Consider the following 13,879-nt stretch of genomic DNA (forward strand, 5'->3'; position numbering starts at 1 on the left):
CGGTTCGGCCCCGATGGCACGCATGGCGCTGATGAAACCATCCAGCGAGCCGTGCCGGGGCGTACACTTCCTGCGTTGGCGCCGGTTGTTGTACGGGTTGTCCTTGTGGATTGGTTACTGCGGGCTGGTTCAGTCCGCCCCGGCGGGGCCGGGGCCGAATCCGCCCCGACCGTATGGACCCGTTCCCACAGAACGCCAGCTTCGCTGGCACGAGATGGAGTTCTATGGCTTCCTCCACTTCACGGTCAACACCTTCACGGACAAGGAATGGGGCTATGGCGACGAGGATCCGGCCGTGTTTCGACCCACGGACTTTGATGCGGACCAGATCGTTCGCGTGGCGCGCGAGGCCGGCATGCGCGGGCTGATCCTGACCGCCAAACATCACGACGGATTCTGTTTGTGGCCATCGGCGTACACGGAGCACTCGGTCAAACGGTCGCCCTGGCGCGAGGGGCGGGGCGACGTGGTGCGTGAGATCAGCGAGGCCTGTCGACGGCACGGACTCCGCTTTGGCGTTTATCTGTCGCCCTGGGACCGTAACCATCCCGAGTACGGTCGGGCGGCATATGTGGAGTATTACCGGAACCAGTTGCGGGAGTTATTGACCGGTTATGGCGAGTTGTTTGCGGTGTGGTTTGACGGGGCCAACGGGGGCGATGGCTATTACGGCGGGGCGCGTGAAACCCGGCGGATCGACAACCGCACCTATTACGGTTGGCCGGAGACCTGGGCGCTGGTCCGGCAATTGCAGCCGATGGCCTGCATGTTCAGCGATGCCGGACCGGACTTCCGTTGGATTGGCAATGAACGAGGCATTGCTGGCGATCCCTGCTGGGCCACCCTGGATTTGACCAAGCCCGGGCGGTACCCCGGCGGCAGCAGCGAAGGGCTGGAACATGGTGAACGGCCGGGCACCGCCTGGGTGCCGGCGGAATGTGACGTCAGCATCCGTCCCGGTTGGTTCTATCACCCGGCCGAGGACGATCGGGTGAAGTCGCCGGAGGAACTTGTGGCCATTTACTATGCGAGCGTGGGCCGCGGTTGTTGTCTGAATCTCAACATCCCGCCGGACCGCCGCGGCCGCATTCACGAAAACGACATTCGATCGTTGCAGGGTTTTCGCCGGTTCCTCGATGCCACCTTTTCCACCAACCTGGCGGGCCGGGCCAGGGTGTCCGCTTCGGCGGTACGGGCACCGGAGACGGCCTACGCGGCAACTCACCTGTTGGACGGACGGCGCGACACCTACTGGTGCACGCCCGACGATGTCCTGACTCCCTGGGTGGAGTTTCAATTTCCGTATCCGGTCCGGTTCAATGTAGTGGAATTGCGCGAGTACCTGCCGCTCGGGCAGCGCGTTGAAGCCGTGAGCCTGGACCTGTGGGCGGGGGGGCAATGGACCGAATTCGCGCGGGCAACAAGCCTTGGGAACCGCCGGCTCATCCGGCTGCCACAGGCGGTGGAGACCGAAAAGGTCCGACTCCGCGTGACCCGGGCTGCGGCCTGTCCGGCCCTGAGCGAATTTGGCCTGTACCTCGAACCGGGCCGGTGAACGCGCCCTGAAGTGGCTGCCGGCGGGGCGTCCTCCGCCCGATCGTGCGGAGGTTTTCCGGCATGGACGGGGCAGGGCGCTGCGGCGGCGGGTCGCGGGCAAGGCCCGAATCCGAAGTTGAAAGCCCGCAAAGGCTGCTGACCGGCCCTGGCGGTGTGCTGTTGAAACGGGTGGTCCGTGGGGGCGGCCGGGCCGGGCATGTGAACCGGAACACCGCTTGCCGTGGCTGCGCGAGACCGGACCGGCGCAGCCCGCTGTCGGGACGCCACGCGTTTTTGGGGCCGACCCTGAACGGTTGAAGAACCCGGGGCCTACGGCTTCGGTGGGGTTTGATAAGGCGGACTTCCCGTGCCGGTGCCATTTGGGATTACGCGTGCGTGGGCCGTACCGCCAAAGGCGGTTTCAGGTCCAACCCGGTTTGCGAGGTTTGGGACGGGGTAGGTGGTTTGGGATCGGATGAATCCGGGCGCAGCGCGGTTCTGCGGGTGCGTAGTGGAAGTTGGCGAGGTTCTTGCTTTGCAAGGGTCCCGAACGGTCGGAGCAGGCTCCGGTCGGCCGAATGGGCCGGTTTGGTTGAAGGGGCCGGACTGCGTGGGTCCGACCGTGTGCAGGCGAACGGGACCATGGGTATCTGGTCGGATCGGCTGCGCCAGTGGGCGCGTTACGGGGATCTGTGGTTGGTGGTGGCCCTGTTTGGGACCATCCTGCTCCTGATCCTGCCGGTGGCGCCCGCGGTGTTGGACCTGCTGCTTTCCATCAGCATTGGCCTGTCTCTGTTGACCTTGCTGGTGATTCTTTACCTGCGCCAGCCGGCAGATTTTACCGGGTTCCCCACGCTGCTGCTGTTCATAACGCTGTATCGGCTGGCGCTGAACGTGGCTTCGACCCGCCTGATTCTGCTGGACGGGTACGCCGGGCACATCATCGACGCCTTTGGCAACTTCGTTGTCCGCGGCAACTACGTGGTCGGGTTGGTGGTGTTCTTCATTCTGGTGCTGATCAACTTCGTGGTGATCACGAAGGGGGCCGGTCGGATCGCCGAGGTGGCGGCCCGGTTCACGCTCGATGCGTTGCCCGGCAAGCAGATGTCCATTGACGCGGAACTGAACGCGGGTCTGATCAACGAGGCCGAGGCCCGGCGCCGGCGCCGGCAGGTGGAGGAGGAGGCGGATTTCTACGGGGCCATGGACGGTGCGAGCAAGTTCGTCCGGGGCGACGCCATTGCCGCGGTCTTGATCACGCTCATCAACATTCTGGGCGGGTTTGCCATTGGCATTCTGCAGAAGGGGATGACGATGGCCGAGGCCCTGCAGCGGTACACGATTCTTTCCATTGGCGACGGATTGGTGTCGCAGGTGCCGGCGCTGATCACCTCGACGGCAGCGGGTGTGTTGATTACGCGCGCCACGGCCCGGAACAGTTTGGGACACGAACTGGGGCGTCAGCTTCTGTTTTATCCGCGGGCGCTGACCATCCTGGCGGTGATGCTGGGGTTCATGGCGTTGGTGCCCGGTTTGCCGATGTTGCCGTTTTTGGTGCTGGCCCTGGTGACCGGGGGGTTGGCCCGGGTGGTGCATCGGTATGGGTTGGTGAGGCCCGCGGCGGAGGAGGCTGCCGAAACGCAGGCCGAGGCCAGGCCCGACCGGCCTGCCGGAGGGGCGGCGACCGCGGCCGAGGCTCGTGCTCAGGACAACCTGGAAGAGCTGCTGACGCTGGACCCGTTGCAGATCGAGCTCGGGTACGGTCTGGTGCCGTTGGCGGATCCGCGCAAGGGCGGTGACCTGCTGGAACGGATCACCGGTGTCCGGCGCACGTTTGCCGCCGAGATGGGGATTGTAATCCCGCCGATCCGGCTCCGCGACAACCTGCAGCTTTCCAACAACGAATACCGGTTCCTCCTGCATGGCAACCCGATCGCCCAGGGGCAGTTGATGCCGGGTTACTGGCTGGCCATGAACGCCTCGAACAGCAAGGTGACCCTCAAGGGGATTCCGACCATGGAACCGGTGTTTCAACTGCCGGCCACGTGGATTCCGGAATCGGAGCGGAAGACCGCCGAGGCTGCGGGCTACACCGTGGTGGATGCCGCCTCGGTGCTGGTCACGCATCTTTCGGAGACCTTGCGCCGGCATTGTCACGAATTGCTGGGCCGGCAGGAGGTGCAACAGCTGTTGGATCACCTCAAACGAACCCATCCGGCGCTGGTGAACGAACTGGTGCCGGCCCAACTGACCCTGGGCCAGGTCCAACGTGTGCTTCAGAATCTCCTGGCCGAGGGCATTTCCATCCGCAACCTCGCCGGCATCCTCGAAAAGGTGAGCGATTACGCCGCCGTGACCAAGAACCCGGACGAACTGTCCGAGTACGCCCGGCGGGCGCTGGGACCGCAACTGGTTCGGCCTTTTCAGACCGAGGGTGGTGCATTGCGGGCCATCACACTGGATCCGCGCCTGGAGCAGCAACTGGCGCAGGGCGTGCGGCAGACGCCCACGGAGGTGGCGTTGGTGGTCGAACCCGGCCTGGCCCGACACGTGATGGAGCGGCTCTCCAAGTGCGTGCAACAGATGCTGGCGGCGGGGCATCCGCCCGTGGTGTTGTGCGCTCCGCAATTGCGTCTGGCGTTTCGCCGGTTCTTTGAACACGCGTTTGGCGAACTGGCGGTGCTTTCCTACGCCGAGATCCCGCCCCGGGTTCAGATCCAACCCGCGGCTGTGATCCCCGCACCCGAATGAGATGGTGGGCTTTCCAGAAACGTCTGCAAGACGCGGTGCCGCTTCCGGACCGCGGAGGCGCCCCATCAATCTTCGGGCGCGCGCGGTCGGGCTGGCCTCGCTGGAGCCGGACCAGAACAGAAACAGTGCCCTGGCTGGTTGTCGCGTTCCGAACGGCGCTGCCGGGGCCGCCATCGATACGGCAGGGACCGAGCGACTCGGGATCAGGCCGGGCAGGGCCATAGTGAGACCATCCGGACGTGAATGGGGCCATGAAGCTGGTGACCTTTACAGCCTCGACTGCTGCGGAAGCGTTGGCGCGGGTTCACGATGAGCTGGGGCCGGACGCCGTGGTGGTGAACGTACGGCGTGTGCCGGTGCAGGGTCTGGCACGGCTGTGGCAGCGGCAGGGGCCGATCGAGGTCGTGGCTTTCGCGCCGGACAGCCGGGATCGCCACCGTCAGGCGTTGGAACAGGCCGCCGATGCCTACGTACCGTACGGCGACGCACCGGACTCGAGCGCGGCAGTTTCGGGGCCGCACACCCGGCGTTGGCGGAGTCTCGCCTGGCTGGAGTCCATGGGACTTTGGCCCGAGTACGTGAACCGGTTGGAAGCGGCGGTGACTGCCTGTTACGGTTCAGACCCCCCGGGGTTGCCGGCGGAGGAATGGCAGGTGGTGCGAAACGTGCTGGCGGGCTTTTGGCGGCCGGCGTCGACCCCGGCCCCATCCAGGGCCGGGGTTCACGTGTTCATTGGCCCACCCGGGTCGGGCAAAACCACCGTACTGTGCAAGTGGTTGACCCAGTGTGTGCTGGCTGAGGAACAGCCCGCGCAGGTCTGGCGCCTGGACGGGCACACGGCCAATACAGCCGAATTCCTGTCCCTGCACTGCGAAATGTTGGGCGTGCCGGTGGAGCGGTTTCCCAAGAATGAGCCGGGGGAGTCGGATCTGGTATTTGTCGATCTGCCAGGGGTGGATCCGCATGACCCGGCCGCGCTCACGGCCTTGCGCCGGCAACTCAGGGAGTTGCCACGGGCGAGGATCCACCTGGTCCTGAATGCGGCCTATGAGACGACCCTGCTCTTCGATCAATGGGCCACCTTCTCCACCTGCGGGGCGGCGGATCTGATTTTCACGCACCTGGACGAGGAACGGCGTCGGGTGAAACTCTGGAACTTTGTGTTGGGGACGGGTTGTACCATCAGCTTCCTCAGTGCCGGGCAAAAAATACCGGGTGAATTCCGTCCGGCGGCGTCCGAGCTTTTGTTCCCCCGGCCGGCAAACGCCTGCATGTAACGGTTCATCCCGGTTTTTTGGATCCTTATGGGACGCAATGGGACAAATGGCAAACCTCCTGCTGTGCGACAACCGGGTGCCATGAAAGCGCTGACGATCCTGGGTGCCATGATCGGCCTGTTGACCGGGCTGGGGTTCGCGTTGGCGGCCCGGAGCGGCTGGCCGGAGGCTTTTTGGCGGGGGATCGCGGCGGCGGTTGTGGGTGGCCTGCTGTTGCGCTGGTGGGGGACGCTCTGGATTCGGAGCTGGTACCAGGTGCTGCGGGCCCGGGAGGAAGCTGAAAAGAAATCCGAGGCGCAATCCAAGGCGGTATGAACCGAGCCACGTGCGATGCTTGTGCCGCGAACGAGCCTGCGGCGGTGCCTCGGCCCAGTCCGCAGGAATTGTGGAAGCGGTATCACGCCCACGGGGATGCCCAGGCGGAGGACGCTTTGGTTCAGCAATACCTGCCCCTGGTGATTCACGTTTTGGGTCGGCTGGCCATGACCCTGCCCGAGCACGTGGACCTGGAGGACCTCAAGAGCGCGGGGCTGGTGGGGCTGTTGCAGGCGGTGCGGAACTACAACCCGGCTTGCGGCACCTCGTTTGAAACCTACGCCCGCACGCGGATCCGGGGGGCCATGCTGGATGAACTGCGCCGCATGGATTGGGTGCCGCGCACAATCCACGAAAAGGCACGTAGGATTCAGGAGACCCTCAGCCGGCTGGAACAGGAGCTCGGTCGACCTCCCTCGGAGGGTCAGGTGGCTGCGGCCCTGGGGCTCTCGTCCGAGCAATACTCGAAACTCCTGGATGAGGTGCGGCCGGCGGCGTTTGTGTGCCTGGACGCGGCCGGCGGTGAGGATGAGTCGGGCGTGCTTTACGATGTGGTGGCGGATCCCCGGAGTGAGACTCCCGACGAACTGGCCGCCCGGGAGGAGCTCAAGCAGATCATCCTGCAGCGGCTGCGGGAGATGCCCGAGATCCAGCGCAAGGTGCTGGCCATGTATTACGTGGAAGACATGCGTCTACGGGAGATCGCCGAGGCCTTCGGCCTGACCGAGTCCCGCATTTGCCAGATTCATGCCCAGGCCATTCTGTCGTTGCGTGCCTATCTGCAGCGATATGAAGCCGGCCTGGTTCAACCTTTTCGCCTGCCCCAACGGACATGATCATTCTCATAGGCTCCATCGTGGTGCTGGTGTGTGTCTTCGGGGGCTTTGTCATTGGCGGAGGCCACCTGGGGGCGCTGTGGCACATCAATGAGTTGATCATCATCGGCGGGGGCGCCCTGGGCGGTCTCATTGTCATGTCGCCGAAAAAGGTGCTGGTGGACATGGTGAAGGGTTTCCTGGTGTGTCTGAAGGGTCGGCCGTACGATCGGGCGGCCTATGAGGAGCTGCTGAAGGTGCTGTACGAGCTGTTTTTGCTGGGCCGGCGCAACGGCATGATCGCGCTGGAGGAGCACGTCCTCGAACCCCAGAACAGTTCCATCCTCAAGAAGTATCCGAAATTTTTCGCCAACAAGCATGCCGTCGAGTTCCTGTGCAACAGCCTGCGCCCCATCATCGACGGCAAGATCAAGCCGGACCAGCTGCGCCTGCTGCTGGACGCCGAACTGAGCCGGCTGGAGCTGGAGCATCATGCGCCGGTTACCGTGCTGAGCAAAACCGGCGATGCCCTGCCGGGGTTCGGCATCGTGGCGGCGGTGCTGGGCATTGTGATCACCATGGCGTCCATTTCGGGGCCGATCGAGAAGATTGGCGAACACGTGGCGGCGGCGCTGGTGGGTACCTTCCTGGGCATCCTCATGTCCTACGGTTTTGTCAACCCGCTGGCCATGAACATGGAATTCAACGGGGAGGCGGAACTGGACTATCTCCGATGCATCGCCGCCTGTGTGACGGGTTTTGCCAGTGGCATGGCGCCCATTACCGCCGTGGAACTGGGGCGACGTGGCCTCAGCACCGATCTGCGTCCCAGCGCGGAGGAACTGGAAGCCATGCTGAAGTCCATCAAGGTGGGCGGCAAATAAGGCGGAACGATGGCAGGCAAAAAAGGGCATCACGGCGGGGCATGGAAGGTGGCCTATGCGGACTTCACCACCGCAATGATGGCGTTGTTTCTCTGTCTCTGGCTCACTGCCCAAGACACAAAAATCAAGGAGGCGGTGGAACGTGCGTTCCGCAACCCGTTCTCGGCCGTGACCAAGGAATCCGTCGGTATCATACCCAACAAGGAGACCACCGCCACGTACAAGGCCGAAGGAGAGTTCCAGTCCATCTCCGCCGTGGAGATTGAGACCATGCGGCGCATCAGCGAGGAACTGGCCCGGATCCTCCAGCAGGAGGACGCGCTGGAGAACACGGTCCGGTTGGAGCTGACCCGGGAGGGTCTGCGCATCAACGTGTTTGATCGGTCGCAAAAGCCGGTGTTCGAGCCGGGCACGGATCGGTTTACTCCCTACGGGGAGTGGGTGTTCAGCACGCTGGCCTGGGAGATCGCCCGTTACACCACGTTCAAAATCGAGCTGGAAGGACATACCGCCCGCGCCGATCCGCAGGCGCGGGAAACCCTCCGGCAATGGGAGCTGTCGACCGAACGCGCCAACGCTGCGCGGCGGCAGTTGGTGCACCACGGTGTGGCCCCAACGCAGGTCTGCAAGGTGTCGGGTTACGCGGACACCATGCCGATGCCCGATCTGCCGCCGGACAGCGACGCCAACCGCCGCGTCACCATCCTGCTCAAGCTCAAGGAAACCGGCGAGAGCCTGGCCGCTGCCGCCGGTACCTCTTCGTCTCATGCCGCACGTGTCCACTGAAGGTTTTGTGCCGCTCTATCGAACCGAGCCGGACCGCCCCGAGGGCCAACCGGTACGGGTTCGCCTGGCGGATCCCGACCGGCCCGTCCAATCCCTGCGCGAGTGGCTGGGTGCACCGGAGGCCGCTCCGGCAACTTCGAAATTTTCGCCCGAGCCCTGCGCGGTGCCTTTTGGCCCGGTGCGAACCCATCAGCCGCAGACAGCGCCGGACCCGGCGGTGCCCCAAGACCCCGACAAGGCCGGGTCCTGCCCGCCGCCCATCATCACCGTCACACGAGACGGGGATCGTGTGGTGGCGCTCCACATCCGCTGTCGCTGCGGGGAGATTATGGATCTGGTCTGCGAATACGATCCTGCCGGTTCTGCGAATGCAAATGCACGGGAAACAGCGGCCCATACCGGGCAGAGCCGGCCGGACGCGGTCTGAGGCACTGGAGTGGCGCGGAGCCACGGCCGCCCGTGCCGTTTTCAACTGCGTGGGAAGCGCCGGTACGGGATGCAGATTAGGATCTTGAGGTCCGACCGTAATCCAGGGTCAACGTGTCGGCAGCTCCGGTGTCTCGGTCCCAAGGACGGTTCGTGGGGTGGGGACTTCACGACTTGCGCGGGGCGCTGGTGGCGTTGGTTCCGGTTCAAGCACGGCAGGCCGGCGCATTTCCCATACCAACATCAAGCTACAACCCATGACCGCGCCCAACACACTGGCGGAAAAATCCCAAAAACTGCAAGTCCGACCAAACCACGGCTGGGTCTGTTCGTCCAATGCGGAGACAAGCGCCGCAGCCAAGAGCACACCCACCACCGCCCGGCCCCGTTGGACAATCCAGCCGCGCGTGGCACCCAGCGCAAGACAGGCCCAGACCCCGTAAGCCACCGCGTGCTTGAACTTGTCGTCGCCGAACCGGGCAATCCAGGCCGGAACCCTCGGGTTGGGGATATGGGTCAGATAGAGCAACAACGCGGTGAACAGAAACGTGCCCAACAAACACAGGCGCGCCTCCCGGTCACCGCGAAGGAACCGAAACCCCCGGGGATTCATGCGGCCTCCACACCTCCCGGACCCCTGCTGTCACTGCGCTGTTTTGGCATCTTCGGCATCGTGGGGGCCAACATGCAGTCCGTGGCCCCTGCTGTCAACCGCAGGGCCGGATCCACGGCCCTGGGGTACTGAACCGAGGGGCCCCCTGGCCCGCACCCGCGCGAACCCCCGGGAGAGGCGAGACCGGATCCTCGCCCACGTGTACCCGCGGTTTCAGCTCCTCGCAGAGTCTTCGTTCCGCTTCCGCTGCATCCTTCACACCCCAAATGGCCAACACGAGAACCCGCTGTCCGCGCCGGCCCGGTCCCGTCCAGATACTGCTCAGCCGGCTCCACGGGCCCGCCGTTTCGCGGGCGAAGCTCTGCTCGACCACCCCTTCCTCCCAGCGGGTGTACCAGACATGCACCGGGCCGACGTCGCCGCCAAACCGATACAGCCGGTACGGAATCCGCAGGCCCGCCGTTTCCAGCCAGCGCACTTCGGAGACCCATTCCAGGGGAAAACCCGCGGCCGGCATGCAAACCACCGGACTGTGGCTCTTGGCCAGGTAGGCAGCCGCCCTGCCGGGCCGCCATCGAAACCAGGACATCTGGCAGACGGTCCCGTCGGCACGGCGCCACCTGACCTGACGGCCTTCATCATACTGCAACAGCTCACGCGCCGCCCGACCCACCTCAATCTCGGCAAGTTCCCGCTCCTGACGCGGCCACACCAATTGCCAGTCCGGACCCCGGGTACGGTTGGACTCCACCCATGCGTACCATCCGGCCACGCCGGCCTCCACGGCTGCCACCCAGATCAGCCCGATCCAGCCCACGGCGCGCCACCGGCGGAGCATCGCCTCGAGCTGGTGGACCGGCGGGTTCTCCAAAGGTGTAACGGACAGGGCCGACGCACGATCCCCATCCGGGGTTGATGGTGGATCGGCGGCGTCATGGCGGCGCGGACGACGCGCAAGGGCCCATGATAGAAGCCAGACTCCGGCGCAGGTCAGGGCCAGTACGGTGGCCCCCGCCGGATCGTGCCAACTCTGGATGGCCGCCTCGCCCTCACGCGCAGCCACCCAGGTCAGCAGAAACGTGCGAGCAAGGTTGCCCGTCAGAGCAAGGGCGAAGCCCGCCCCCAGAACCCCGAGGCGTCGTCGCCATGGCAGGTCGTACATTTCGCCGAAAAACAGCGCCAGCATCAACGTGCCCTGCAGCGAGCGGATGCCGCTGCAGGCCTCGTCCACACCCACCTGCCCCGTTGCCAGTTCGATGACGTTTCCGTGTGGCAGGGCCGGAATCCCCGCCAGGGCGAGCAGTTCCACAGCCAGCCGGGTGTTGAACCGGGTTAGCCCCTGGATCAACGGTTCGCTCCACGTGTACGGCCACGGCACCGCCACACCAATGAACGCCACGGGGAACATGAAGATGTGCCATGGCGGGACCCTGCCCGGGGCGGGTGACCGTACGACCTTGTACACCTCAAGGGCCCAAGCCAGGACCCAAAGGGTCAAACCCGCCACCGCCACCGCCATTGCCCAGTGGGCCAGGGACCACCACGGATTGGCTTCCTGGATCCATCGGGCTCCCGTGTAGAGCAAGGCCAAGCCGCAGCCTGCCACGATGCCCCACCGCGAAACCCCGGGGCGCCCCGCCTCCACCGCGTTTGACACCTCTCGGGGTGGGCCTGTTGGACAGGTCACGTTACCTTCCCCGGGCGGGATGGCATTGCTCCGAAGGGAGCGGGCCGCACGCCATCGGTCCCAGCGCAGCCAGGCCAGGTAGACACACAAGACCGGCACGACCCATCCGTAGGCGTACCGGGGATCCAGGGACCAAACCAGCCGGAGCGCATCCACCAGTCGGTACCAGAGCCACAGCAGGCTCAGAACCGCCGGCAGTCCCCAGAACCATGCGGCCAGGTGCGCCGTGGAGGCACGGTTGTTCATCGGCTCTACTTCAGTCTTTCCAAGAACCGGCAGGATGCGGATTCGGTTGATACGCTTCCAGTCCGTTTTGCCCTCCTCGACGGTTGGTTATGCATCACGGGGTTTTGTAACCTTGGATCGGCCGTGGACTTGCGTTCCGGCAACGTCACCCCTGCCGGAGCAGCCGGTTCAAGGGTTTCTGCGTCCGAGCCGGAAGAACCCTGCCGGGGCGGTGCCGGAGGTGATGACGGGAGGCCGGCCCAAAAGACCGTTGGACTGCCCGGGAAAACGGCCGGGTGGAGGAAACTCGGGTGCAGCTGCTGTTGCGGGCCGAATGGGCCGGCAGTGTCGGCGCCGGTTGGATGATGGTGCCAGGGGTCGCTGACCACCGGGGAGGTATCGCGCCCGCACGGGGTTGGATGCGTCCCCGGGTCTTCGGGGATGCTCCGCCGGCCCCGCAATGGTGCGACCGTGGGATTGGTTCATCCAAGGCATTCGAGACTCTTGACGTGGGGCACGAGGTGTTCCCAAATGATCATGTCACCCTGGAAATGGAGGAACGGCCATGAACACGATCAATTGCGCACATTTCATCGGGTTCGTTGGTACGATGGTTTGGCGGGGGATTTTGTTTGGTTTGGTGGTGGGCTGGTTGTTGGCGCCGGCAGCCCGGGCACAGATAAGTGACTGTTTCATGGCTCCGGCGGGACTGACGGCGTGGTGGCCGCTGGATGATGCGACCAACCAGGTCACGGTTCTGGACTGGGCAGGGTCGCACCATGGCACGGCCGTGGATGGTGGGGGCAATCCGGTGGCCATAGGCAGCCCATTGATCCGCCAGTTACCGGATCCCGCCGTGTTGGGCGGGGCGCTGAAACCGGTTGTGGTGGATCCGACCACCGTACCGGTCCGGGGCGCGCTGTTTCTGGAGGGTGGAGCTGTTCGAGTCCCTTCGGTGCCGGCCCTGGACATCGGCATGGGCGGGCTCACGATCTGCCTGTGGGTATGACCCGGAGGGGTCAGCAAAGGCCACTGCCGGTGGTGGAGAAATATGACCCCTCATCCCGGAGTGGCTACTCACTGTATCTGGACTGGGCAGGGAACGACCAGTTTGTTTTGAAGTTGAACCTGAACGGCAGTGTTCTGACCGGGCCAGTTGTTCCTGCCAGCGTTGGGACGAATGATTGGCGTTTCGTGGCGGCCGGGGTAATTCCTCCGGGGATGGTTGTCATGGGTGTGGCCGACATGCAGGGCAATTGGAGCAGCAATGCGGCGATGGTATTGTCGTATACCACCAGCAACCAGGCTCCGTTGTGGATTGGACACAGTGTCGGACCCGCCGGGGGAGGATCACCGGTCCGGGCCGCCCGTCTGGGTGTGGATGAGGTGGAGATCTTCAATCGGGGCCTTTCACCCAGCGAGGTGATGTGGGTTTTCGGAATGGAGTTCATGGGGGTGCGCAAGTGTGCTACTTCGACGGGGACGGCCCAAGTCTGCATCCGGAAGTTCGAGGACTTGAATCGCAACGGGATCATGGATCCCGACGAACGGGGCTTGGCGGGTTGGAACTTTGTCATATACCCGCCGCCGCTCTTCCTGGGTACGAATCTGGTGACAACCGAGGATGGCGGTCTTGTGTGTGTTGCCGTGGGTGCTCCCGGCACCTACAACATCGTCGAACTGGCCGAACCCGGCTGGACCAACACCACCCCTGTCATGCAGTCCATCCATGTGGTGCCGGGTCAGGTGACGAATGTGTTCTTTGGGAATGCTTCTGAGATCGAAGGGCCCCCGCGGATTTGCGTCACGAAGTTCTATGACCGAAACGGCAATCGGGTCCCGGATCAAGATGAGATGCTGCTTCCCGGTTGGACGGTACAGGTTTTGGACTCGTCGGGTGCGGTCGTCCGCACACTGGTGACGAGCAACGGACCCGTGTGCGTCGACCTGCCGGGGCCTGGCACGTACACCATATTTGAGGTTTTACCACCGCCCTTGGGCAATTGGCAGCCCTGGGTGCCGACGTATCCGCCGGGAGGCGGGTTTACCAATGTCACCATCAACGCCGGCCAGGTGGTGAACCTCGGCTTCGGGAACCGGTTGCAACTAAACATCCTTGATGCTGTGGTACGGCCGGATCCAATACCGCGGCTGGTTCTGCGGGTCGCTGCCGTGCCCGGCACGACCATCCGGCTCCAATACCGCGAACGTTTGGACGCGGGAGCACCTTGGCAGGACTGGGGCGACCCCGTCACGATCACCAATACCTTGACCAGTATCGAAGTGTCGCTGGAGTCGCTGCCGGATCAGGGGTACTTCCGGGTGGTGGAGCAGTAAAGCGGAGGGCGTGCGAACACCGTCCATGCCAGGGGCACGGTCGGTCCGGCAGGTTGGCCGGTGGAAGAGCGCTACGCTTGCCGTTCGGGTGACTGCTTGTGGCCGTAAGATGGCAAGTGCAGGGCCGACCGTGCGATGTCGGTGATGCCGGGACTCCTGCCCACCGACAGGTGCCACCCTGTTTGCGTCGACTGAATGCGATGCATCCCGGTCCACGGTGTGGCATC

Annotated in this window: 12 protein-coding genes; 10 read left to right on the top strand and 2 right to left on the bottom strand. The window is 64.4% G+C overall.

The window, feature by feature from the left end:
- Positions 1 to 31: 31 nt before the first annotated feature.
- From G4L39_RS05090 to G4L39_RS05125, 8 genes are all read left to right on the top strand, one after another.
- Positions 32 to 1,555, top strand: a complete 1,524-nt coding sequence (locus G4L39_RS05090; RefSeq protein ID WP_165106414.1) for an alpha-L-fucosidase — start codon at positions 32 to 34, stop codon at positions 1,553 to 1,555.
- A 623-nt stretch (positions 1,556 to 2,178) separates the two neighbouring features.
- Positions 2,179 to 4,287, top strand: a complete 2,109-nt coding sequence (gene flhA / locus G4L39_RS05095; RefSeq protein WP_165106416.1) for a flagellar biosynthesis protein FlhA — start codon at positions 2,179 to 2,181, stop codon at positions 4,285 to 4,287.
- Positions 4,288 to 4,538: 251 nt separating this feature from the next.
- Positions 4,539 to 5,564 carry a flagellar biosynthesis protein FlhF gene (locus G4L39_RS05100; protein ID WP_165106417.1) on the top strand — a complete coding sequence of 342 codons (1,026 nt, stop codon included), beginning with the start codon at positions 4,539 to 4,541 and terminating at the stop codon, positions 5,562 to 5,564.
- A gap of 81 nt (positions 5,565 to 5,645) precedes the next feature.
- Positions 5,646 to 5,879 carry a hypothetical protein gene (locus G4L39_RS05105; protein WP_165106419.1) on the top strand — a complete coding sequence of 78 codons (234 nt, stop codon included), beginning with the start codon at positions 5,646 to 5,648 and terminating at the stop codon, positions 5,877 to 5,879.
- 44 nt (positions 5,880 to 5,923) lie between these two features.
- Positions 5,924 to 6,715 carry a FliA/WhiG family RNA polymerase sigma factor gene (locus G4L39_RS05110; RefSeq protein ID WP_165106420.1) on the top strand — a complete coding sequence of 264 codons (792 nt, stop codon included), beginning with the start codon at positions 5,924 to 5,926 and terminating at the stop codon, positions 6,713 to 6,715.
- Complete coding sequence (motA, locus tag G4L39_RS05115; RefSeq protein ID WP_165106422.1) at positions 6,712 to 7,578, top strand: flagellar motor stator protein MotA; 867 nt, start codon at positions 6,712 to 6,714, stop codon at positions 7,576 to 7,578. Before G4L39_RS05110 ends, motA begins: the two co-directional genes overlap by 4 nt.
- Before the next feature lie 9 nt (positions 7,579 to 7,587).
- Positions 7,588 to 8,364, top strand: coding sequence for a flagellar motor protein MotB (locus G4L39_RS05120; RefSeq protein ID WP_165106423.1), 777 nt, complete (start codon positions 7,588 to 7,590; stop codon positions 8,362 to 8,364).
- A 7-nt stretch (positions 8,365 to 8,371) separates the two neighbouring features.
- On the top strand, positions 8,372 to 8,791 hold the full coding sequence (locus tag G4L39_RS05125; RefSeq protein WP_205880795.1) for a hypothetical protein: 420 nt from the start codon (positions 8,372 to 8,374) through the stop codon (positions 8,789 to 8,791).
- Positions 8,792 to 8,899: 108 nt separating this feature from the next.
- On the opposite strand, the gene G4L39_RS05130 is transcribed toward G4L39_RS05125, so the two are convergent.
- Together G4L39_RS05130 and G4L39_RS05135 are read right to left on the bottom strand one after the other, a co-directional pair.
- Complete coding sequence (locus G4L39_RS05130) at positions 8,900 to 9,403, bottom strand: VanZ family protein (RefSeq protein WP_165106426.1); 504 nt, start codon at positions 9,401 to 9,403, stop codon at positions 8,900 to 8,902.
- Positions 9,404 to 9,497: 94 nt separating this feature from the next.
- The gene (locus G4L39_RS05135; protein ID WP_165106428.1) at positions 9,498 to 11,336 is read right to left on the bottom strand and encodes an exosortase/archaeosortase family protein; all 1,839 of its coding nucleotides are present in this window, start codon (positions 11,334 to 11,336) and stop codon (positions 9,498 to 9,500) included.
- 544 nt (positions 11,337 to 11,880) lie between these two features.
- Between G4L39_RS05135 and G4L39_RS05140 the strand changes: the two genes are divergently transcribed.
- A complete protein-coding gene (locus G4L39_RS05140) occupies positions 11,881 to 12,324 on the top strand; it encodes a hypothetical protein (RefSeq protein WP_165106430.1) in 444 nt (147 codons plus the stop codon).
- The gene (locus G4L39_RS05145) at positions 12,321 to 13,652 is read left to right on the top strand and encodes an MSCRAMM family protein (RefSeq protein WP_165106431.1); all 1,332 of its coding nucleotides are present in this window, start codon (positions 12,321 to 12,323) and stop codon (positions 13,650 to 13,652) included. The genes G4L39_RS05140 and G4L39_RS05145 overlap by 4 nt, the downstream gene beginning before the upstream one ends.
- Positions 13,653 to 13,879: the final 227 nt, after the last annotated feature.

The organism is Limisphaera ngatamarikiensis (assembly GCF_011044775.1).
Taxonomy (GTDB): Bacteria; Verrucomicrobiota; Verrucomicrobiia; order Limisphaerales; family Limisphaeraceae; genus Limisphaera; species Limisphaera ngatamarikiensis.